This is a genomic window from Pseudomonas sp. H9 (assembly GCF_004353925.1).
In the GTDB taxonomy this organism is placed as follows: domain Bacteria; phylum Pseudomonadota; class Gammaproteobacteria; order Pseudomonadales; family Pseudomonadaceae; genus Aquipseudomonas.
Genome location: NZ_SMOK01000020.1, coordinates 36,989 through 57,572, shown reverse-complemented (window position 1 = coordinate 57,572; position 20,584 = coordinate 36,989). Strand labels below are relative to the sequence as shown.

Annotated in this window: 20 protein-coding genes; 10 read left to right on the top strand and 10 right to left on the bottom strand. The window is 60.8% G+C overall.

The annotated features are described in order from the left end of the window. Nucleotides 1-83: 83 nt before the first annotated feature. The 7 genes from E1573_RS16150 to E1573_RS16120 all read right to left on the bottom strand — a co-directional run bounded on the left by E1573_RS16150 (nt 84) and on the right by E1573_RS16120 (nt 8,630). On the bottom strand, nt 84-3,179 hold the full coding sequence (locus tag E1573_RS16150) for an MdtB/MuxB family multidrug efflux RND transporter permease subunit (protein ID WP_133215450.1): 3,096 nt from the start codon (nt 3,177-3,179) through the stop codon (nt 84-86). Then, the gene (locus E1573_RS16145; RefSeq protein ID WP_133215448.1) at nt 3,176-4,459 is read right to left on the bottom strand and encodes an MdtA/MuxA family multidrug efflux RND transporter periplasmic adaptor subunit; all 1,284 of its coding nucleotides are present in this window, start codon (nt 4,457-4,459) and stop codon (nt 3,176-3,178) included. Before E1573_RS16145 ends, E1573_RS16150 begins: the two co-directional genes overlap by 4 nt. Nucleotides 4,460-4,701: 242 nt before the next feature. Then, nucleotides 4,702-5,202, bottom strand: coding sequence for a thiol peroxidase (tpx, locus tag E1573_RS16140; protein ID WP_133215446.1), 501 nt, complete (start codon nt 5,200-5,202; stop codon nt 4,702-4,704). Between the two features lie 168 nt (nt 5,203-5,370). Beyond that, nucleotides 5,371-6,648 (bottom strand): serine/threonine transporter, encoded by a 1,278-nt coding sequence (locus E1573_RS16135; RefSeq protein ID WP_133215444.1) that lies wholly within the window; start codon nt 6,646-6,648, stop codon nt 5,371-5,373. Between the two features lie 233 nt (nt 6,649-6,881). Beyond that, nucleotides 6,882-8,075: an amino acid aminotransferase gene (locus E1573_RS16130; RefSeq protein WP_133215442.1), complete on the bottom strand. Its 1,194-nt coding sequence runs from the start codon at nt 8,073-8,075 to the stop codon at nt 6,882-6,884. A 95-nt stretch (nt 8,076-8,170) separates the two neighbouring features. Further along, nucleotides 8,171-8,386 carry a response regulator transcription factor gene (locus E1573_RS26745; protein WP_165957341.1) on the bottom strand — a complete coding sequence of 72 codons (216 nt, stop codon included), beginning with the start codon at nt 8,384-8,386 and terminating at the stop codon, nt 8,171-8,173. Nucleotides 8,387-8,393: 7 nt separating this feature from the next. After that, a complete protein-coding gene (locus E1573_RS16120; protein ID WP_165957340.1) occupies nt 8,394-8,630 on the bottom strand; it encodes a response regulator transcription factor in 237 nt (78 codons plus the stop codon). 256 nt (nt 8,631-8,886) lie between these two features. On the opposite strand from E1573_RS16120, the gene E1573_RS16115 reads away from it, so the two are divergent. Next, complete coding sequence (locus E1573_RS16115; RefSeq protein ID WP_133215436.1) at nt 8,887-9,948, top strand: hypothetical protein; 1,062 nt, start codon at nt 8,887-8,889, stop codon at nt 9,946-9,948. A 62-nt stretch (nt 9,949-10,010) separates the two neighbouring features. After that, nucleotides 10,011-10,496 (top strand): hypothetical protein, encoded by a 486-nt coding sequence (locus tag E1573_RS16110; RefSeq protein ID WP_133215434.1) that lies wholly within the window; start codon nt 10,011-10,013, stop codon nt 10,494-10,496. 104 nt (nt 10,497-10,600) lie between these two features. Here E1573_RS16110 and E1573_RS16105 read toward each other — a convergent pair whose 3' ends face one another. Continuing rightward, complete coding sequence (locus E1573_RS16105; RefSeq protein WP_133215432.1) at nt 10,601-11,629, bottom strand: Ldh family oxidoreductase; 1,029 nt, start codon at nt 11,627-11,629, stop codon at nt 10,601-10,603. Nucleotides 11,630-11,778: 149 nt separating this feature from the next. Here E1573_RS16105 and E1573_RS16100 point away from each other — a divergent pair, with 149 nt between their 5' ends. The 6 genes from E1573_RS16100 to E1573_RS16075 all read left to right on the top strand — a co-directional run bounded on the left by E1573_RS16100 (nt 11,779) and on the right by E1573_RS16075 (nt 17,035). Next, a complete protein-coding gene (locus tag E1573_RS16100; RefSeq protein ID WP_133215430.1) occupies nt 11,779-12,648 on the top strand; it encodes a MurR/RpiR family transcriptional regulator in 870 nt (289 codons plus the stop codon). Nucleotides 12,649-12,679: 31 nt separating this feature from the next. Further along, nucleotides 12,680-13,438, top strand: coding sequence for a transporter substrate-binding domain-containing protein (locus E1573_RS16095; RefSeq protein WP_133215428.1), 759 nt, complete (start codon nt 12,680-12,682; stop codon nt 13,436-13,438). A gap of 97 nt (nt 13,439-13,535) precedes the next feature. Beyond that, entirely contained in the window at nt 13,536-14,255 is a 720-nt protein-coding gene (locus tag E1573_RS16090; RefSeq protein WP_133215426.1) for an ABC transporter permease, read from the top strand. Then, the gene (locus E1573_RS16085) at nt 14,252-14,962 is read left to right on the top strand and encodes an ABC transporter permease (RefSeq protein ID WP_133215424.1); all 711 of its coding nucleotides are present in this window, start codon (nt 14,252-14,254) and stop codon (nt 14,960-14,962) included. Before E1573_RS16090 ends, E1573_RS16085 begins: the two co-directional genes overlap by 4 nt. 24 nt (nt 14,963-14,986) lie before the next feature. Next, nucleotides 14,987-16,228 carry an FAD-binding oxidoreductase gene (locus E1573_RS16080; protein WP_133215422.1) on the top strand — a complete coding sequence of 414 codons (1,242 nt, stop codon included), beginning with the start codon at nt 14,987-14,989 and terminating at the stop codon, nt 16,226-16,228. Between the two features lie 18 nt (nt 16,229-16,246). Continuing rightward, on the top strand, nt 16,247-17,035 hold the full coding sequence (locus E1573_RS16075) for an amino acid ABC transporter ATP-binding protein (RefSeq protein WP_133215420.1): 789 nt from the start codon (nt 16,247-16,249) through the stop codon (nt 17,033-17,035). A gap of 71 nt (nt 17,036-17,106) precedes the next feature. Here E1573_RS16075 and E1573_RS16070 read toward each other — a convergent pair whose 3' ends face one another. Continuing rightward, nucleotides 17,107-17,397, bottom strand: coding sequence for a hypothetical protein (locus E1573_RS16070; RefSeq protein ID WP_133215418.1), 291 nt, complete (start codon nt 17,395-17,397; stop codon nt 17,107-17,109). Nucleotides 17,398-17,771: 374 nt separating this feature from the next. Here E1573_RS16070 and E1573_RS16065 point away from each other — a divergent pair, with 374 nt between their 5' ends. Beyond that, nucleotides 17,772-18,587 carry a gamma-glutamyl-gamma-aminobutyrate hydrolase family protein gene (locus tag E1573_RS16065; RefSeq protein WP_133215416.1) on the top strand — a complete coding sequence of 272 codons (816 nt, stop codon included), beginning with the start codon at nt 17,772-17,774 and terminating at the stop codon, nt 18,585-18,587. A gap of 166 nt (nt 18,588-18,753) precedes the next feature. After that, complete coding sequence (locus E1573_RS16060; RefSeq protein ID WP_133215414.1) at nt 18,754-19,827, top strand: NAD(P)-dependent alcohol dehydrogenase; 1,074 nt, start codon at nt 18,754-18,756, stop codon at nt 19,825-19,827. Between the two features lie 76 nt (nt 19,828-19,903). On the opposite strand, the gene E1573_RS16055 is transcribed toward E1573_RS16060, so the two are convergent. Then, nucleotides 19,904-20,584 carry an MOSC domain-containing protein gene (locus E1573_RS16055; protein WP_371925171.1) on the bottom strand — a complete coding sequence of 227 codons (681 nt, stop codon included), beginning with the start codon at nt 20,582-20,584 and terminating at the stop codon, nt 19,904-19,906.

Sequence of the window (20,584 nt, the reverse complement as noted above, 5' to 3'; positions counted from 1 at the left end):
AGCTGCAAGCGGCAAGCGGCAAGCCGATCTGCGCTTGAACACATACTTGCCGCTTAAAGCTTGAAGCTTGCTGCTAAGCCCGCTCATACCGAATCTCCGGCCAGGTCTGGCTGGCGAAAGCGCCGCGCGAGCCGATCGAAGTACAGATAGATCACTGGCGTGGTGAACAGCGTCAGCACCTGACTGACCAGCAGCCCGCCGACCATCACCAAACCAAGCGGCTGACGCAGCTCTGCCCCGGAACCGGTGGCCAGCATCAGCGGAATGGCGCCGAAAAGGGCCGCCAGGGTGGTCATCAGGATCGGCCGGAAACGCAGCAACGCGGCCTGATAGATCGCCGCTTCCGGGGTCATGCCCTGGTTACGCTCGGCCTCCAGGGCGAAGTCGATCATCATGATGGCGTTTTTCTTGACGATACCGATCAGCAGAATGATGCCGATAATGGCGATCATGCCCAGATCGTTACCCGACAGAATCAACGCCAACAAAGCGCCCACCGCCGCCGACGGCAGAGTCGAAAGGATGGTCACCGGGTGGATATAGCTCTCGTAGAGCACACCCAGCACGATGTACATGGTCACCACCGCCGCCAGAATCAGCAGCAAGGTGCTCGACAACGAGGCCTGGAACGCTTCGGCCGCGCCCTGGAAGCGGGTCTGTACGCCAACCGGCATGCCGATGTCCTGCTGAACCTGCTCGATGGCCTTGACCGCCTCACCGAGGGACGCGCCTTCGCCGAGGTTGAACGACATCATCACCGCCGGGAACTGGCCGATATGGGCAATCGCCAGTTGTGCCTGGCGCTGCTCGATGCGGGCCAGGCTCGACAGCCGCACCTGGCCGCCATCGGTGGCCTTGACATGGATCTGCTCAAGCACCTGTGGCCCCAGGTTCGATGCGGCCTCGGCCTGCAGCACCACCCGGTATTGGCTGGCTTGGGTGTAGATGGTCGAGATCTGCCGTTGGCCAAAGGCGTCGTAGAGAGCGTTGGTGATGTCGGCAACGTTGATACCCAGGCGGCTGGCGGCATCACGGTCGATCACCAGGAACACCTGCAGGCCCTTGTCTTGCAAGTCGCTGGCGACATCGGTCAGTTCCGGGCGCTGCTGCAGGGCGTCGACCAGCTTGCCGCTCCACTGCGCCAGCAACTCGGCGTCCGGTGACGACAAGCTGAACTGGTACTGGGTGCGGCTGACCCGGTCTTCGATGCTCAAATCCTGTACCGGCTGCATGAACAGGCGAATGCCCACCAGCTTGTCGACCTGCGGCTGCAGGCGGGCAATCACTTGCGCCGCCGTCAGGTCGCGCTCGCCGTGGGGCTTAAGATTGATCAACAGGCGGCCACTGTTGAGGGTGGCATTGTCGCCGTCTACGCCGATATAAGACGACAAGCTCTGCACTGCCGGGTCCTGCAGGATCACCGCGCTGAGCTGTTGCTGACGCTCGCTCATGGCGGCGAACGACACCGACTGTGGCGCTTCGGAGATGCCCTGGATCACCCCGGTGTCCTGCGCCGGAAAGAAGCCCTTGGGCACCACCAGGTACAGCAGCACTGTCAGGCCCAGGGTGGCCACTGCCACCAGCAAGGTCAGTGGCTGATGTTTGAGTACCCACTGCAAACCACGCCCGTACCAGGCGATCATGCCGTCGATCCAGGCACCGCTGGCGCGGTAGAAACGCCCTTGTTCGTGTTCTTTCGGTTCACGCTTGAGCAGACGCGCGCACATCATCGGCGTCAGGGTCAGCGACACCACCAGGGAAATCAGGATGGCCACGGCCAGCGTGATCGCGAATTCGCGGAACAATCGCCCAACGACATCGGCCATGAACAGCAGCGGAATCAACACAGCGATCAGCGAGAAGGTCAGCGAGATCAGGGTGAAACCGATCTGCCGCGCGCCCTTGAGCGCCGCTTGCATCGGGGTTTCGCCTTCTTCGATGTGTCGGGAAATGTTCTCCAGCATGACGATGGCGTCGTCCACCACAAAGCCGGTGGCGATGGTCAGGGCCATCAAGGTCAGGTTATTGATCGAGAACCCGGCCAGGTGCATCACCGCAAAGGTGCCGATCAACGACAGCGGCACAGCCACTGACGGAATGATCGTTGCGCTCAGGCGGCGCAGGAACACGAAGGTCACCATCACCACCAGGGCAATAGCCAGCAGCAGCTCGTGCTGCACATCCTTGACCGAGGCGCGGATGGTTTGCGTGCGGTCAGTGAGCACGCTGACATCAAGGCCGGCCGGCAGGTTGTCGGTAATCGACGGCAGCAGGGTCTTGATACGGTCAACCACTTCGATGACGTTGGCACCGGGCTGACGCTGAATATTCAGTAGCACCGCCTGGTTCTGGTTGGCCCAGGCCGCCAGACGCTCGTTCTCGGCACCATCGACAATCTCGGCCACGTCTTTGAGGCGCAGCGGCGCGCCGTTGTTGTAGGCGAGAATCAGGTTGGCGTATTCCTCCGGAGAGCGCAGCTGGTCGTTGGCATCGAGCATCGACACCCGGATCGGGCCATCGAAGTTGCCTTTGGGCTGGTTGACGTTGGAGGCACCGATCAGGGTACGGACATCGGCCAGGTTAAGCCCGGCGGCGGCCAGCGCATCAGGGTTGACCTTGATCCGCACTGCCTGGCGCTGGCCACCGGCAATGCTGACCATGCCCACGCCACTGATCTGGGCAATCTTTTGCGCCACGCGCGTATCGACCAGGTCGTTGAGCTTGGGCAATGGCATGGCCTTCGAGGAAATCGCCAGGGTCAGCACCGGGGTATCGGCCGGGTTGACCTTGTTGTACACCGGTGGTGCAGGCAAATCGCTGGGCAACAGGTTGCTGGCGGCGTTGATCGCGGCCTGTACCTGCTGCTCGGCAACGTCCATGTTCATGTCCAGGCTGAAACGCAAGGTCAGCACCGAAGCGCCGCCAGAGCTGGTCGAAGCCATTTGGGTCAAACCTGGCATCTGCCCGAACTGGCGCTCCAGCGGTGCGGTGACGGCGCTGGTCATCACCTGCGGGCTGGCGCCCGGATACAGGGTCATGACACGGATGGTCGGGTAATCTACCTGAGGCAACGCCGCCACAGGCAGCAAGGAATAAGCAATCAAACCGGCAAGCACAATGGCCAGCATGCTCAGGGTGGTCGCCACCGGGCGCAGGATGAACAGCCGCGAGAGGTTCATGCGCCGACCTTGTCCTTGCGGTCCGAAGTAGCAGCAGCGTCTTTGTTGTCCTGACCTTGCAGGTGCTGGCCAGGCGTAGCCGGAACTTGCGAGCTGTCGTTGACCACTTCCACGTCACTGCCGTCGCGCAGGCGGTCGGTGCCTTCGAGCACTACACGCTCGCCCTTGGCCAGGCCTGCGGTGACCACCGTGAGGTCGCCATCGCTGGCGCCCAGGGTCAGTTTGCGGATACGGACCTTGTTGTCGCCTTCCATCACATAGACAAACGAACCATCGGTGCCGAACTGGATGGCCGCCGACGGCGCCAGCACCACATTTTTCAAGGTATCGGCCAGCAACCGCACGTTGACGAACTGGTTGGGGAACAGCGCTTCGTCCTGGTTTTCGAAGTACGCCTTGAATTTCAGGGTGCCGGTGGTGGTGTCGATCTGGTTATCGAGGCTGCGCAACACACCAACAGCTTGTTGCTTGAGGTCACCGCGATCCCAGGCTTCGACCGGCAATTTGGCACCGCTGCGGTAGCGCGCCAGCACGGTATTGAGCTCGGACTCGGGCAAGGTAAAGGCCACCGTGATCGGCTGGGTCTGGGTAATCACTACCAGCGCAGTGGTGTCGTTGGCCGCCACCAGGTTGCCAACATCCAGCTGACGCAGGCCTAGACGACCGGTGATCGGCGCGCGGATACGGGTGAAGTCGAGGTTTAGCTTGGCATCGCCGACCGCAGCCTGGTTGGTCTTGATGGTGCCTTGGTACTGGCCGACCAGTGCCACCTGGGTGTCGAGGGTCTGCTTGGCGATACTGTCTTCGGCATACAGGCCTTTATAGCGCTCCAGGTCGATCTGGGCGTTCTTCAGTTGCGCCAGGTTCTGCGCCAGGGTGCCTTCGGCCTGCTGCAGAGCAATCTGGTAACTGCGCGGGTCGATCTCGGCGAGCAGATCACCGGCCTTGACCTTCTGCCCTTCCTGGAAGTTGACCTTGACCAGCTCACCCCCTACCCGGCTGCGGACATTTACGGTGTTGGTCGCCGTCACTGTGCCCAGTGCCTTGAGGTAGACCGGGAAGTCACCAACCGTAGCCGCCTCGACGCGTACCGGCACCGGCCCGGCGAAGGCCCCGAAGCCGGGCCGCCCGCCTTTTCCGCCCGGCGCACCGCCAGCCTTGTGCGCTGCCGGAGACGGCCACAGCCACCAGCACAAACCGGCGACCAGCAGCAGGACCAGCAGGCCGATAAGCCAGCGACGAGGGGAGCGGGGACGAGAAAGCATTGGTTGATCGACCATGAGACTGGAAAGAATTCTTTTGAGGAGGCTGAACGATAAGCACTGCAGCGGGATAAGCAAAGCGCCTTTACCGGCAATTTACCTTGAGCTTACGTTGCTAAGACAATGAACTATAAATAAAAACGGCCTGGACAAAGGCCAGGCCGCAACAATTGCTTACAGTGTGGGAGCGGGCTTGCCCCGCGATTGCGGCGGATCAGACAAACCGCTATCGCGGGGCAAGCCCGCTCCTACCGGGTGTCTTACTTCAGTACAGCCAGCGCTGCATCATAGTTTGGCTCGTCGGCGATTTCGCCAACCAGTTCGGCGTGCAGCACCTTGTCGTTTTCATCCAATACCACCACGGCACGGGCAGTCAGACCGGCCAGTGGGCCATCGGCAATGGCAACGCCGTAGTTTTCGATGAACTCGCGGCCACGCAGGGTCGACAGGTTCTGGACGTTGTCCAGGCCTTCAGCGCCGCAGAAACGTGCTTGCGCGAATGGCAGGTCGGCAGAGATGCACAGCACCACGGTGTTGCTCACTTCGCCGGCCTTCTTGTTGAAGGTACGCACCGAGGTAGCGCAGGTAGGGGTGTCGACGCTCGGGAAGATGTTCAGCACTTTGCGCTTGCCGGCGAGGCTCGCCAGGGTCACGTCAGCCAGGCCTGCACCAACCAGAGAGAACGCTGGCGCCTTAGCACCGACCTTCGGCAGTTCGCCGTTGACCTGAACCGGGTTGCCTTTGAGAGTCACTTGAGCCATGAGCTGAGTCCTTATGCGGGGGTGAGTGAGTTAAGGACCAGAGTTAAGCATGAAAGTGCCCGTCCACCTATGGGGGAAGCACAAATTGTTGTATTGCCAGACATTTTTTGTGGACAATCTCACCACCCGAAAGCAGACAATCCTGCTTTCGGGTGGTGTTTACAGCGATCAGCTCAGCAGCGAATAGACCAGGGCCGAGATAGCCACCAAGCCGACAGCCACCACAAACACGTTGGACATCTGCCCGCTGTATTTACGCATCGCTGGCACTTTGCGAATGGCATACATCGGCATCAGGAACAGGATGGCCGCAATCACCGGACCGCCGAGGGTTTCGATCATGCCCAGGATGCTTGGGTTGAGGGTGGCGACGATCCAGCAGATCACCAGCATGAACGCTGCGGTCATGCGGTCCAGGGCTTTGGCGCCCGGGCGTTTGCCGGTTTTCAGGATCAACCCCTTGAGGCCTTCGCTGGCGCCGATGTAGTGGCCCAGGAACGACTTGGCGATGGCGATGAACGCGATCACCGGAGCAGCAAAAGCGATGGTCGGGTTGCTGAAATGGTTCGCCAGGTACGACAGGATCGACAGGTTCTGCGCCTTGGCTTCGGCCAGCTGCGCCGGGGTCAGGGTCAGTACGCAACTGAACACGAAGAACATCACCATCGCCACCATCAGCAGGTGGGCGCGGCAGAGAATCTGCCCGCTGCGCTCGTCGGCATGCACGCCATAGCGGCGCTTCTGGTCAACGGCAAAGGCGGAAATGATCGGCGAGTGGTTGAACGAGAACACCATCACCGGAATCGCCAACCACAAGGTGTGAAGGAACGCCGAGGCTGGCGGCACTTCAGTGGCGGTGCTGAGGATGCCGCCGCTCCAGTGTGGAATCAGGAACACGGCCAGGAACGCCAGGGCGACGATGAACGGGTACACCAGCAGGCTCATGACCTTGACGGTGGCCTGCTCGCCGCAGCGAACGATGGCCAGCAGGCCGAGAATCAACACGAACGACAGCACGGCGCGCGGTGGCGGCTCGATGTGCAGTTGGTGCTCCATGAAGCTGCCGACCGTGTTGGTCAGAGCCACGCTATAGATCAGCAGAATCGGGAAAATGGCAAAGAAGTACAGCAAAGTGATCAATGAGCCGGCGCTCAGGCCGAAGTGCTCTTCAACCACATCGGTGATGTCGCCGCCGTCGCGCCCGGACAACACGAAACGGGTAAGCCCGCGGTGGGCGTAGTAGGTCATCGGGAAGGCCAGCAAGGCCAGGATCAGCAACGGCCAGAAGCCACCTAAACCGGCATTGATCGGCAGGAACAGGGTTCCGGCGCCGATGGCCGTGCCAAACAGGCCCAGCATCCAGGTAGTGTCCTGACGGGACCAGCTGCCGAGGGCGGCTGGGGTCGATTCAAAGCGTTGTTCAACGCTTGGGGCCTGCTCATTCATCCGGGTGCAACTCCACTCGCAAGACTGCAACAGGGCTGAGAGCAGCGAAACAGACGTATCGCCACCCCTCAACCGTACAAAGAGGGTCGCGATTGTGCGCCGATTGGTTGCACTTGCAAAGCCTTGACCGACGGAGGGGTTGCACCTTTATAAAAGCATCGCGGGGCAAGCCCGCTCCCACAAGGTTGCACCTGTAGGAGCGGGCTTGCCCCGCGAAAGCGCCTTACAGTCAATTACTGGACCGCAGCAATCGCCTCAGCCACTTGCTGCAGGTTGTCCGGACGCAGGCCAGACATGCACACCCGGCCGCTGTCGATCAGGTACACACCAAACTCGTCACGCAGGCGACGCACCTGCTCCACGCTCAGGCCGGTGTAGCTGAACATCCCACGCTGGCTCAGGAAGAACTGGAAGTCTTTGCCTGGCAACAACACGGCCAGGGCATCGACCAGGCCCTGACGCATCTCAAGGATACGCAAGCGCATCTGTTCAACTTCAGCCGCCCACTGGGCGTTCAGCGCCGCATCACCGAGCACTGCCGCGACCAGTTGCGCACCGAAATTGGGTGGGCTGGAGTAGTTACGGCGAACCGTGGCCTTGAGCTGACCCAGCACGCTTTGCGCGGTATCGGCATCGTCGCAGACCACCGACAGCCCGCCAACGCGCTCGCCATACAGCGAGAAGATCTTCGAGAACGAGTTGCTCACCAGGCACGGCACGCCGGCACGGGCCACTTCACGAATGGCGTAGGCGTCTTCAACCAGCCCCTCACCAAAGCCTTGGTAGGCGATGTCCAGGAACGGGATCAGGCTGCGCGCTTTGACCACTTCGATGACTTGTTGCCACTGCGCCTGGCTCAGGTCGACACCGGTGGGGTTATGGCAGCACGGGTGCAACAGCACGATGCTGTTCGCCGGCAAGCCCTGCAGCGCTGCCAGCATGCCGTCGAAGTCCACGCCGCGAGTATGCTGGTCGAAGTACGGGTAGGTATTGACCTTGAACCCTGCGCCTTCAAAGATCGCACGGTGGTTGTCCCAGGTCGGATTGCTGACCCACACCTGCGAGTCTGGGAAGTAGCGCTTGAGGAAGTCAGCGCCGACTTTCAGCGCACCCGAGCCGCCCACTGTCTGCACAGTAGCAACACGACCGCCCTGCACCGCCGGATGGTCAGCGCCGAACAGCAGCGCCTGGATCGCTTGACGGTAGCTGCTCAGGCCTTCCATTGGCAGGTACAGAGACGCCTCATGGGGTTGATCGGCCATGCGTTTTTCCGCTTCACCGACCGCCGCCAGTTGCGGTACCACACCCGCAGCATCGTAATACAGACCAATACTCAGGTTGACCTTGTTGGCACGTGGATCGGCCTTGAAGGTCTCCATCAGGGAGAGAATCGGGTCGCCGGCGTAGGCATCGACATGTTTGAACACAGCGTGCAGCTCCTTGGGTCTGGGCCTTGGGTCTGGGCCTTGGGTAAAAATTCTGTGTCGAGGATACCTGTAGCGGCGCCGAAGCAACATGACCATTAGTGCAACGGGTGTGTGCAGCCATGCATGCCTTGCGCAGGTTCGGGCCACGGCAACCAGCCTTGGACGAACGCCAGATACACCAACGCGCAGATATTGGCACTGGCGGTTTTGCTAAGCATGTTGCGCCGATGGGTGCGTGCGGTCTGGTCGCTGATACCCAGCACACGGGCCGCCTGCTTGTCGCTCAGACCGCGGGCCAGACAGCTCAGCACCTGCTGCTCACGCGCAGAAAACGGCGTTGCCGACCTTGCCTGCCCTGCAGGTCGGGGTGCTGCCCAGGCACAGATAGATCGCCACCAGGGCACTGGCACGCTCGACCTTGAGTTTGTAGAGCAGGTTTTCGCGGTGTTTTCGCGCGGTTGAAAAGGCAATGGCCAGTTGCTGAGCAATTTCCCGGTCAGTCATGCCCCGCACGATCAACGACAGCACCACGGTTTCCCGTTCACTCAATCGCATGTCCATTCCCTGAACTGTTCGCCGTTGCGCCAAGGCCCACCCGCACCTGAAAAGCAAGCCTAGGAGCTGACCTTTGCCTGTCAAGCCAGGGTCGGCGCCAAGCTGCGCATACCGCATTTGACGAATGTTTCTGCCCGCGTGACAGGCACACGATTGCGCTGCCGATGTTGTTCAACCCGGTTGTCGGCGGCAGGGAATGTCGCTGCGAGTCGCTGTTCGGCCTACTCGAACGCTCAATGGAAAAGGAATGCACATCATGAACTGGAACCGCTCGTTTACCGACCTGATCCGCAATGGCCGCGCCGCGTACTGGGGCAACTGGACCCTCGACCAGAAGCTCAAGGTCGGCAGTGTCGGCTTTGTTTCTCCCGACAACGGCGACTTCACCCTGGTGCAAGAGCAAGCGCCTGGGCTGATCGTCAGCACGCGCAATGCCCCCAACCAGTGGAAGCTGTCGTCCAGCAACGTCAAACGCAGCCAGAGCAACGTTGCCCTGGACGGCTCGGCCACCGACCCGGAAACCGGTACAAAAATCACCGCAGGCACCGAAGTAAAGTGGGATTTTGCCTCGACCGGCTCTATCGCTTCGGAGTTCGGTATCTCCTCGGAGACTTACCTGGCCGATTTGACGGTACTGACCCAACCACAAACCTTGCAGTGGCTCAAAGACCAGGCCGGCCGTGTCAGCATGGCCTCAAGCAAAGGCATCGCCCAGGGCTTTGGCGTGGTCACCAGTGTGATCTACGCCACCAGCGGCCTGAACGTCGGCTCGCAGGACAACAGTTCGTCATTCTCCGTCACCGGCTCGGTCAAAGGTGTGCAGGATCTGCTGGCCAGTGCCGAAGCCAAGGGCTCGTATGTGTCGACCAACCAAACCAAAAGCGTCGACCAGCACCTGTGGCCGGACAAGGCCGGCGCCCTGCCCGCTCAGCCGATCCCCATCGCCTACACCTTCGCCTCGTTTGACGGTGAGCTGCTGATTCCCAACTGGATCAACCGCCTGGGCGGGCTGGAAATTCTCTTCAACAACAAGCCCGGCTGCACCTACATCACCAGCGTCACCCTGGAGTACGACACCCCCTCAGGCAAACAGCATCAAGCTTTCAGCCTCAGCGGCGGGCTGTCGAAAACCGTCGGCAACATCCCGCTCAATGCCACCAACATCACCGCCCAAGTGACATTCAAAGGCGTGATGAACAACGACAACTACAGCTTCAGCTGGCCAAGCCCGCTGGGCCAGTGGCTGACCGGGCGGCGTGAAGTCCGCATGGACGGGGTATGGCCAGGCAAGACCTCGGCCCAAGACCTTGCACGTTGAAATTCGCCTGATCACTCAGCCAACACAGCGCAGCCGGCAACGGCTGCCGCGAGGACATCATTATGTGTAAGTGCACATCGGAGTTTCTGGTCAAACACGTACGGATTCTTGGCCCGCGCCAAGCCAACGACCTCTACAACCAGTTGATTCAGCGCGATCTTGAGATACCTGAGGACGCGCTGCTGATCCTCAACCAGACGATCGACAACAGCCGCGAAGCGGTCACCCACCGCGCAGGTATTACCCTGCAGGCACGGGTCGAGGAGTTCGAGCATAAGTACCCCAATACCGTGATGTTCATGGACCTGGCGACGCTGCAAAGCGTCTGCGATACGCTCGAGCAACTGCAAGTCGGCAAGTACGACTTCGATTGCCCGGTGCGTATTCCGTGGATCGTGACCTGGACCGGGGTCAACAAGTATGAAGTGGTGAAAAACGCTTGTGGTTTCGGTGCCTCCACCGACGACGCTGGGCACTGCAATCACTACCGCCAGCCGCTGACCGATGGCCAAAGTGAAACCAGTCAATGGAGGGCCACTGGCTTGTAGCAAACAAGCCCCTTCCGCCTGCTGGTTCCTGGTGGGAGCGGGCTTGCCCCGCGATTGCGGTCTTTCAGTCGCATCGCATCGCGGGGCAAGCCCGCTCCCACCGTTCAGCCCTGCGCCAGTTCCTGCAGTTGCTCAAGCTCCTGCGCCGTCAGGCTCACGCCCTGACGCGCCGACGCCTCACGTTCAAGGAAGCGTCGCTCACCCGGCATCCGGGTCACGCCGACTGCCTGCATCTGCTCCACCAATTGACGGCTACGCTCGGCAAACTGATTGCCTTGTGCCTTGCTTGGGTCAATGACGATGACCAGTTGCCCGGTCCACGGGGTTTTCGCGCCCGGATGCTGTGACCAGTCGAACTCCCAGGAGAAATGCCCGCCGGTCAGCGCTGCCGCCAGCAGCTCAACCATCATCGACAAGGCCGACCCTTTGTGCCCGCCAAACGGCAACAACGCACCGCCCTCGAGTATTTTCTGCGGGTCGCGGGTCGGTTTACCGTCGCCATCGACACCCATACCGTCAGGCAGTTGCTCACCTTTGCGCGCCGCAATCTGCACATCGCCATGGGCCATGGCGCTGGTGGCCATGTCGAACACCACCGGGTCAGTACCGGCGCACGGTGCGGCAAAGGCAATCGGGTTGGTGCCATACAGCGGTTTGCGCGCGCCATGCGGCACCACGCAGGTCATGCTGTTGACCACGCTGAGCGCCACCAGGCCTTCATCGGCAAAAGGCTCGACATCCGGCCACAGCGCGGCGAAATGGTGCGAGTTATGGATCGCCAGCACCGCGATCCCGGCACTGCGGGCCTTTTCCACCAATTGCGCACGTGCCGCGGCCAGCGCTGGCTGGGCAAAACCACCCTTGGCATCCACCCGCAGGTAACCGCTGGCAACATCCTCGACTTCCGGCACGGCTTTGCCGTTGACCCAGCCACTGGCCAGGGTCGAAACATAACCGTGAATACGGAATACACCATGACTGTGAGCGCCATCGCGCTGGGCACTGGCGCAGTTGAAAGCCAACGCACTGGCGACCGCTTCACTGGTGCCATGACGAACAAAAATGCGCTGCAGCAAGGCCTGCAGGTCGGCGAAGGCAATCTGCACGACAGCAGTGTCGGGACGTGCGGACATCTGAAGCTCCCTTATTGGATTTGGACTGGGCGACAGCGATGAGCAATAGCGAAACTGTCCTCTCATGACAGCAAACTGTCAAATCTTGACTTGATGACAGAAAACATTCATTTTCTGTTTCCAAGTGCAACCGCCTTCGAGAATTGCCTGTGAGTCAACCGATCAAACAACGCCTGGAAAACAGCCTGCACAATGCGGCGGCTTCTGGGCGCAAGATCGCTACCTATATGCTCGCCCATCTCACCGACCTGCCCTTCGAAACCTCGGCCAGCCTGGCGGCGAAGATCGGTGTCAGTGAGTCCAGTGTCGGGCGTTTCTGCCGGGCGTTGGGTTACGAGCATCTCAAGGCACTCAAACACGACCTCAAAGACGACCTGGGTGACGGCCCCTGGCTGGTTGGCGATCGGTTGCAAGAATTCCGCCAACAGCACGGCAAAGATGCTGCAGGCTTAGCGCGTAGCCTCGAACAGGAAGTCGGGGCGCTGGTACGGGTGTATGAGTACAGCCGCACGCCGGCCTGGGAAGCAGTCAGCCAGCGCCTGGCGCAACGGCGCAAGGTGTTTATCGCAGGTTTTCAGACCGAGCGCGGCATCGCCCAGTGCATGGCCCACTTGCTGCAATACCTGCGCGACGGCGTGCAGGTGGTCGATGGCAGTGCCGGGCATTTTGGTGACGTGTTACTCAGCAACCCCGCCGACTGTGCCTTGGTGGTGTTCGAAGCACGCCGCTATTCGCGCCATGCCCTGAACCTGTGCCGCAAGGCGCATGAAGCGGGCATCCCGGTCACGCTGGTGACCGACACCTTCTGTGACTGGGCCGACACCAACGCCAACGAGGTGTTTCGCATCCCCACTGAATTCAATCTGTTTTGGGAGTCCACCGCGACGATGCTGTCGTGGGCGCACCTGATGGTCAACGAGGTCTGCAAGAAGCTTGGACCGGATGTTGAAAAACGCTTGGAAGCAACTGCCGCTCTACACAATGAATTCGTTGGCTACACGTCAGCGAGCAAACAATAGCCAGAGTGCAAATAACAAATCGAGGTGCAACATGAAACCCGTTATCCGCTTTGCAGGCGCATGCGCCCTGCTGCTCGCTGGGGCAACCATGGCTCAGGCTGAAACCCTGAGAATTGCAACCGAAGGCGCTTACCCGCCGTTCAACTACGTCGATTCGGATAACCAGTTGCACGGCTTTGACGTGGACATCAGCAAAGCCCTGTGCGAACAGATGAAAGTCGAGTGCACTCTGGTGGCGCAAGACTGGGAAGGCATCATTCCGGCCTTGATGGCGAAAAAATACGACGCGATCGTCGCTTCGATGATCAACACCGAAGAGCGTCGCAAGAAAATCGCCTTCACCAATCACTACTACAAGACCCCGCTGTCGGTCGCCGTGGCCAAAGACAGCGAGATCACCGACGCCCAGACCAATTTCAAAGGCTACACCGTGGGTGCCCAGGCGTCTTCGACCCAGGGAATCTACGCCGAAGACGTGTACGGCAAGGCCGGGGCTGACGTACGCCTCTACCCTACGCTGGATGAAGCCAACGCTGACCTGGCCGCCGGGCGGCTGGACGGCGTGATCGCCGACAAATTCCCGCTGACCGAATGGCTGGGCAAGGCCGGCAAGGACTGCTGCAAGATCCTCGGCGACGTCAACGGCACCAAAGCCAATGCCTCGATTGCTGTACGCAAGGAAGATGAAGCCCTGCGCGAGCGTCTGAACAAAGCCCTGGACGAGATCGTCGCCAACGGTACCTACCAGAAAATCGCCAGTCGTTACTTCGACTTCGATATCTATCAGTGATTGATCGCGGGGCAAGCCCGCTCCTGCCGTAGGAGCGGGCTTGCCCCGCGATTCCCCCCATAAGCACTGCACACTCTTGCACCGAGAGGGCTCGCCCATGCTCGAACAACTGTCCCTGTTATCGTTTGCCAGCGGCGGCTGGGGCCAGGCCCTGTTGGCCGGCGCGCTGGTGACCATTTCGCTGGCCCTGGCCTGCCTGCCGATCGGCTTGCCGCTAGGCTTGGGCGTGGCCTTGATGGCGCGCTCGCCCAAGCGCTTCCCGCGTGCCGTGGCCACCGTGTTTTCCACCGTGTTCCGTGGCCTGCCAGAGCTGCTGACGCTACTGATCATCTACTACGGCTGCCAGATCGCCGCGCAGAAAATCCTTGCCGCCATGGGTTATGAGGGCGAGGTGATGATCAACACCTTCCTGGCCGCGATGATTGCCTTCAGCCTGGTGTTCGCCGCATTTTCCAGTGAAATCTGGCTCGGCGCATTCAAAACTGTCGCCAAAGGCCAATACGAAGCGTCGCAAGCACTGGGCCTGAGCAAAGCGACGACCTTTCGCAAGGTGATCTTCCCGCAACTAGTGCGCATCGCCATGCCGGGGCTGTCGAACAACTGGCTGTCGCTGCTCAAGGACACTTCGCTGGTCTCGACCATTTCCCTGGTCGACCTGATGCGCCAGACCAACCTGGCGGTCAGCGTCACCAAAGAGCCGATGTTTTTCTATGGCGTGGCCTGCCTGGGCTACCTGCTGTTCTCGGCGCTGTCGGGCCGGGTGTTCGTGTACATCGAGCAGTATTTCAGTCGCCACCTGCGGAGTGCCCGGACATGAGTTTCGAACAACTGCTGGCACTGGTCCTCGATCCCGCCCTGCTGGAACGCTACGGACCACGCTTTATCGACGGCCTGTTGGTCACCGGCAAGCTGGTGGCCATTTCCTTCACTCTCGGCGCCCTGCTCGGCATGCTGCTGGCCTTGGCGCGCCTGTCCAACAACCTGGTGCTGCAGCGTTTGAGCGCAGGTTACATCTACTTTTTCCGTGGCTCGCCGCTGCTGGCCCAACTGTTCTTGCTGTACTACGGCCTGGGTTCACTGAAGAGCTTCTGGCAAGACGTAGGCCTGTGGTGGTTCTTCCGTGATGCCTGGTACTGCACCTTGCTGGCCTTCGTCATGAATACCGCGGCTTACCAGGCGGAAATCTTCCGTGGCGCGTTGCTGGCAGTCGCTCCAGGGCAGTATGAAGCGGCCAAGGCCCTGAGCCTGAAGCGCTCGACCACCTTCTTCAAGGTGATCCTGCCGCAATCGATGATTGTCGCCATCGGTCCGCTGGGCAACGAACTGATCCTGATGATCAAAGCCAGCGCCATCGCCTCGCTGGTGACCATTTACGATCTGATGGGCGTGACCAAGCTGGCCTTCTCGCGCAGTTTCGACTTCCAGATCTACCTGTGGGCTGCAGTGCTCTACCTGCTGATCGTCGAAATTGTCCGCCGTAGCCTGAAACACATTGAAGCCCGTCTGGGCCGCCACCTGCACTGATAGCCTGTTGTGAGGAACGTTCCAATGCATTGTCAAACCATCGTTCTGGGCGCCGGTATCGTCGGCGTCAGCACGGCCCTTCACCTGCAGGCACGCGGTCGCAAGGTCATCCTGATCGACCGCAACGAGCCGGGTGCCGGCACCAGCCACGGCAACGCCGGGCTGATCGAGCGTTCCAGCGTCATTCCCTATGCCTTTCCGCGGGAACTGGCGAGCCTGCTGCGCTATGGCCTCAATCGCCAATCCGATGTGCGCTACAGCCTCACCCATGTACCAAGGATTGCCCCTTGGCTGTACAGCTACTGGCAGAACTCCTCGGCCGCAGGACTCAAGGTTGCCACCCAGGCGATGTTGCCGCTGGTGGAGCGTTGCGTGGAAGAACACGACGCGCTGATCGAGGCCGCCGGGCTGAACGAACTGGTCAAGGCCAGCGGCTGGATCGAGGTGTTCCGCAACGACGCGGCGTTCAGCAAAGCCAAGGCCGACGCTCAGGCGCTGACCGCCTATGGCCTGCGCTATGAGGTGCTGGATCAACAGCAACTGCATCAGCGCGAAGCGAGCCTGAGCGACAATGCCGTCGGCGGCATCCACTGGCTCGACCCGAAAACCGTCACCAACCCCGGCGGGCTGACCCGTGGCTACACGGCGTTGTTCGTCAAGCGTGGCGGGCAGCTCATTCACGGCGATGCACGCACCCTGCGCCAGATCGACAGCGAGTGGCAGGTGGACAGCCGCCAGGGCCCGATCACTGCACCCGAGGTGGTGATCGCCCTTGGCCCACAATCGGCCGACCTGTTCAAGCCGCTGGGCTATCGCATCCCACTGGAAATCAAACGCGGCTACCACATGCATTACCGCAGTCTGAACGGGGCCGAGCTGACCCATTCGATCTGTGATGCCCAAGGCGGTTATGTGCTGGCGCCAATGGCCCAGGGTATCCGCCTGACCACCGGCATCGAGTTCGCCGCCAGCGATGATGCGGCCAATGAAATTCAGCTCAAACGCTGCGAAGCCCTGGCCCGCAAAATCTTCCCGCTCGGGCAACGGATCGACGACCAGCCCTGGCTCGGCCGCCGCCCGTGCCTGCCGGACATGCGCCCGGTGATCGGCCCGGCGGCGCGACACAAAGGCTTGTGGTTCAACTTCGGCCACGCCCACCACGGCCTGACCCTGGGGCCGGTCAGCGGTCGCTTGCTGGCCGAGATGATCACCGGCGAAACCACCTTCACCGACCCTGCGCCCTACAGCGCGGCACGCTTCAACTGATCGCGGGAGAACAACAATATGACCGCTTCACTGAGCCTTGCAGCCAGCCAACCTGCCCCCGTCGCTGACGCGCGCAAAATCGTGGTCAGCATCGAGGGCCTGAACAAACACTATGGTGCCTACCATGTGTTGCGCGACATCAACCTGAGCGTACGCGAGGGCGAACGCATCGTGCTGTGCGGGCCTTCGGGTTCGGGAAAATCTACGCTGATCCGCTGCATCAACCGCCTGGAAATCGCTGAAAAAGGCCACATCCGCGTTAACGATACCGACCTGGCCCTGACCACCCGCCAGGCCGCCGAAGTACGCAGTGAAATCGGCATGGTGTTCCAGCACTTCAACCTGTTCCCGCACATGAGTGTGCTCGACAACTGCACCCTGGCACCGATGACGGTGCGTGGTCTCTCGCGCCAGGAAGCCGAGGAACGTGCACGCTTCTACCTGAACAAGGTGGGCATCGAGAGCCAGTCCAACAAATACCCCAGCCAGCTCTCCGGTGGCCAACAACAGCGCGTGGCGATTGCCCGTGCGCTGTGCATGAAGCCAAAGATCATGCTGTTCGATGAACCCACCTCGGCGCTTGACCCAGAGATGGTCGCTGAAGTGCTTGACGTGCTGGTGAAACTGGCCGATACCGGCATGACCATGCTCTGCGTCACTCACGAAATGGGCTTTGCCCGCCAAGTCGCGGAGCGAGTGCTGTTTCTCGATGGCGGGCAGATTATCGAAGACGCCAGCCCTGAAGCGTTCTTCAACAATCCGCAAACGGCGCGGGCTAAAGGTTTCCTCGCGCAGATCTTGCATTGATGCAATCGCGGGGCAAGCCCGCTCCCACAAAACCTGTGGGAGCGGGCTTGCCCCGCGACAGATTCATTCGACTACTGCGGATGCATCTTCGACTTGATCAAACCAATGATAAAGGTCAGCACCGCCCCACCGGCACCCCCTCCAATAATGCTGCTGATCAGCGCCGGCAGGTCCAGCCCACCGCCTGCGGCGGCAGCTCCCGGCTGACCGGTAATCGCTGCGATGATCTGCCCGAGCACCACCCCGCCGATACCACCGACCACCGAGTTGAGCCCGGGGCCCATGCCTTGTTTGCTCATGCCGACAGCATTGCCACCGATCACACCGGCGATGATTTGTACCACCAGACTGACGATATCCATGCTCTTGACCCTCTGTAGCGTTGAGAGAGGACGACGCGCATCCGGTCAACGACAGCAGGCTGTTGCCGTTGATCAAAGTATAGGTCGGCTGGCACTGGCCCGCTGTCAACTATAATTAACCGCCTCCCTCGCTGGCAGCCCCGTTCTGTAAGGGCTGCACACCCATAATTGCACGCAAGCAATGACAAGCTTCGCCCGCGCAATCTGAAGTCGTTTGACATATTAAACGGCTCTGGCAAGCTGTATCTCAGGTTTCGACCGGACATTCTGGCCCTCTGCGCCGTTCCGGCAGTGCTCGAAACCTCAGGTAGCGCAAAGGTTTCAGCAGCGCGCCTGCACAATAATGACAGGCTGCGCCTGTCCAAAGGTGACATATGCCCAACAGCAACATTGGCAATAAGAAACAGCCCCTTCGCAAACCTGTTGTCCTTATGACCATGGGCGCTCAAGAGCGCAAAGGCCACGACTATCAGGTCATGACCCACAAATACATCGTGCCGCTGGTTGAACACGCCGGTTGCGTACCTGTCCTGGTACCGACCTGCTGCGGTATCGAAGACCTCGAAACCTACCTGGACATGGCCGATGGCGTGTACCTGACCGGTGCAGGCAGCAACATCGACCCCGCGCTGTATGGCCAGGAAAACGAAACGCCCGGCAAAGGCCAGGACCGTGACCGCGACTTGTTCGACATGCCGTTGGTGAAAGCCGCCATCGCCCGTGGTCTGCCGATTTTCGGCATCTGCCGTGGCATGCAGGAAATCAACGTAGCCCTGGGTGGCGACATCTACCAGAAGGTCTACGCCGAAGCCGGCTTCAATGATCACCGGGAAAACCCGGAAGACCCGGTAGACGTACAGTACAGCGCTGTTCACGGCGTGCGTCTGGAGCAAGGCAGCTGGTTGCACAAGCTGCTGCAAAGCGACGAAATTCGCGTCAACTCGCTGCATGGCCAAGGCCTGAAAAACCTCGGCAAAGGCATCGAGCCGCTGGCTTACGCTGAAGACGGTCTGGTCGAGGCGATTCATGCGCCGAGCCTGTCACCGTTCCTGTTTGCCGTACAGTGGCACCCGGAGTGGCAAGCAGCCAAGAACCCGGACTCGGTGAAAATGTTCGAAGCCTTCGGTGATGCCTGCCGAAAGCAGGTGGCCAGAGCTCAAGGCGGTACTAAGCTGAGCTCGGCGGCCTAAGCAATTGCGGGGCAAGCCTGCTCCTACCTGCCGGTGGGAGCAGGCTTGCCCCGCGATGCTTTTATCCCTCCATTGATCCTGATCACTAGCCTTACCCCCGCCAAACGCGCACCCTGAGCGAAGACTGCACGACCCAGCCACACATACCTGTTCAGGAGAAATGGCCATGTCCCGCATGAAAGCGGCAATCTTCGTCGAAAAGAACCGCATTGTTCTGGATGATAAACCGATCCCCGAGGTCGGCCCCTCCGACGCTTTAGTGCGTGTTACCACCACAACAATCTGCGGGACCGACGTGCACATCCTGCGCGGCGAGTACCCGGTCGCCAAAGGCCTGACCGTCGGTCACGAACCGGTCGGCATCATTGAAAAACTCGGCAGCCAGGTACAGGGCTTCAGCGAAGGCCAGCGGGTCATTGCCGGAGCCATCACCCCCAGTGGTCACAGTTACGCCTGCCTGTGTGGTTGTGCCTCTCAGGATGGCCCCGGCACACCCCATGGCTTTCGCGCTGCGGGCGGCTGGAAATTCGGCAACACCATCGACGGCTGTCAGGCCGAATACGTGCTGGTACCGGATGCCATGGCCAACCTGTCACCGATCCCCGACGGCCTGAGTGATGAACAGGTGCTGATGTGCCCGGATATCATGTCCACCGGTTTTTCCGGTGCTGAACGGGGCGGTGTACGCATTGGTGATACCGTGGCGGTGTTCGCCCTGGGCCCGATTGGCCTGTGCGCGGTGGCCGGTGCCCGCTTGATGGGCGCCACCACCATCATTGGTGTCGACACCGTTGCCGCCCGCCTCAGCGTTGCGCGGCAATTAGGCGCCACCCATGTGGTCGACTTCAAGCAAGGCAACGTGGTCGAACAGATCATGGCCCTAACCCACGGACGTGGCGTGGATGTGGCCATCGAAGCCTTGGGTACGCAATCAACCTTCGAATCGGCGCTGCGTGTGTTGCGCCCCGGCGGCACCTTATCGAGCCTGGGCGTGTATTCCTCGGACCTGACCATCCCATTGGCGGCGTTTGGGGCAGGCTTGGCTGACTACAGTATCGTCAGCACCCTGTGCCCCGGCGGTAAAGAGCGGATGCGGCGGTTGATGGAAGTGGTCAGCAGTGGCGCCGTGGACCTCAAGCCCTTGGTCACCCATCGCTTCAAGCTTGATGACATTGAGGCTGCCTATGAGCTGTTTGCGCATCAACGAGATGGCGTGATGAAAATCGCGATTACGCCTTGATTTGATCGCGGGGCAAGCCCGCTCCCACAGGCGCCATACCACATCCTGTAGGAGCGGGCTTGCCCCGCGATCAAGGCTACCCCTGCGGCCCCTGCAACCGCGGCGCCCAATCCTCCACCTCTGACTTCTCAAGCCTGCGTTCCAGCGTCCGCCGCCACGACGGCACCAGCGGCAGCTCCAGGCACTGACGCACAATTTCGGAGTCGACACGCTTATCAAACAACACCGATGCCAGTCGCGCCACCGACCACTGTGGATACGGCCGCTCGATCAGTTCGAAGGTCGCGCCGGCCGCCAGCACCCCCTCCTCCAACACCCGGTAATACCAGCCGGTACGGCCGCTTTGCTGCACACGCAGCGCCATATCCTTGACCTGGAAACGATCATTGAGTTTCCAGCACGGCATGCGCCCCTGAGAGATTTCCAACACCGCAGTGCCGATTCGCAGGCGGTCCCCCAGGCATACCGTGTGTTCGGTCCAGCCGTTGGTGCTGAGGTTTTCACCAAACGCACCGGGCGCTTGCAACAACGGATGCTCACCCAGTTCCGCCGCCCATAGCGTGTAGTGCTCACGGGGGTAGTGATGGATCGCCTTGTCTTTACCGCCGTGTACCCGCAGGTCCCCCTGCTCGTCACCGGCCAGCCCCAGCTCGGTCACCGCCAACTCGCCGCTGCGTGGCTGCTTGGCGATCGCGCTATACGACCCAGGCCGGGTAAACGCCACGGCTTTGCCGGTCAATACAGTCTCAAGCTTCAT

Excerpts from the sequence above, each read along its gene's own strand:
- E1573_RS16060 (WP_133215414.1), top strand. The coding sequence starts at position 18,754 with ATGTCCCGCATGAAAGCGGCAATCTTCGTCGAAAAGAACCGCATTGTT.
- E1573_RS16055 (WP_371925171.1), bottom strand. The coding sequence starts at position 20,584 with ATGAAGCTTGAGACTGTATTGACCGGCAAAGCCGTGGCGTTTACCCGG.
- E1573_RS16110 (WP_133215434.1), top strand. The coding sequence starts at position 10,011 with ATGTGTAAGTGCACATCGGAGTTTCTGGTCAAACACGTACGGATTCTT.
- E1573_RS16115 (WP_133215436.1), top strand. The coding sequence starts at position 8,887 with ATGAACTGGAACCGCTCGTTTACCGACCTGATCCGCAATGGCCGCGCC.
- tpx (WP_133215446.1), bottom strand. The coding sequence starts at position 5,202 with ATGGCTCAAGTGACTCTCAAAGGCAACCCGGTTCAGGTCAACGGCGAA.
- E1573_RS16085 (WP_133215424.1), top strand. The coding sequence starts at position 14,252 with ATGAGTTTCGAACAACTGCTGGCACTGGTCCTCGATCCCGCCCTGCTG.
- E1573_RS16075 (WP_133215420.1), top strand. The coding sequence starts at position 16,247 with ATGACCGCTTCACTGAGCCTTGCAGCCAGCCAACCTGCCCCCGTCGCT.
- E1573_RS16135 (WP_133215444.1), bottom strand. The coding sequence starts at position 6,648 with ATGAATGAGCAGGCCCCAAGCGTTGAACAACGCTTTGAATCGACCCCA.
- E1573_RS16150 (WP_133215450.1), bottom strand. The coding sequence starts at position 3,179 with ATGAACCTCTCGCGGCTGTTCATCCTGCGCCCGGTGGCGACCACCCTG.
- E1573_RS16105 (WP_133215432.1), bottom strand. The coding sequence starts at position 11,629 with ATGTCCGCACGTCCCGACACTGCTGTCGTGCAGATTGCCTTCGCCGAC.
- E1573_RS16080 (WP_133215422.1), top strand. The coding sequence starts at position 14,987 with ATGCATTGTCAAACCATCGTTCTGGGCGCCGGTATCGTCGGCGTCAGC.
- E1573_RS16145 (WP_133215448.1), bottom strand. The coding sequence starts at position 4,459 with ATGGTCGATCAACCAATGCTTTCTCGTCCCCGCTCCCCTCGTCGCTGG.
- E1573_RS16065 (WP_133215416.1), top strand. The coding sequence starts at position 17,772 with ATGCCCAACAGCAACATTGGCAATAAGAAACAGCCCCTTCGCAAACCT.
- E1573_RS16070 (WP_133215418.1), bottom strand. The coding sequence starts at position 17,397 with ATGGATATCGTCAGTCTGGTGGTACAAATCATCGCCGGTGTGATCGGT.
- E1573_RS16120 (WP_165957340.1), bottom strand. The coding sequence starts at position 8,630 with ATGCGATTGAGTGAACGGGAAACCGTGGTGCTGTCGTTGATCGTGCGG.
- E1573_RS16095 (WP_133215428.1), top strand. The coding sequence starts at position 12,680 with ATGAAACCCGTTATCCGCTTTGCAGGCGCATGCGCCCTGCTGCTCGCT.
- E1573_RS16090 (WP_133215426.1), top strand. The coding sequence starts at position 13,536 with ATGCTCGAACAACTGTCCCTGTTATCGTTTGCCAGCGGCGGCTGGGGC.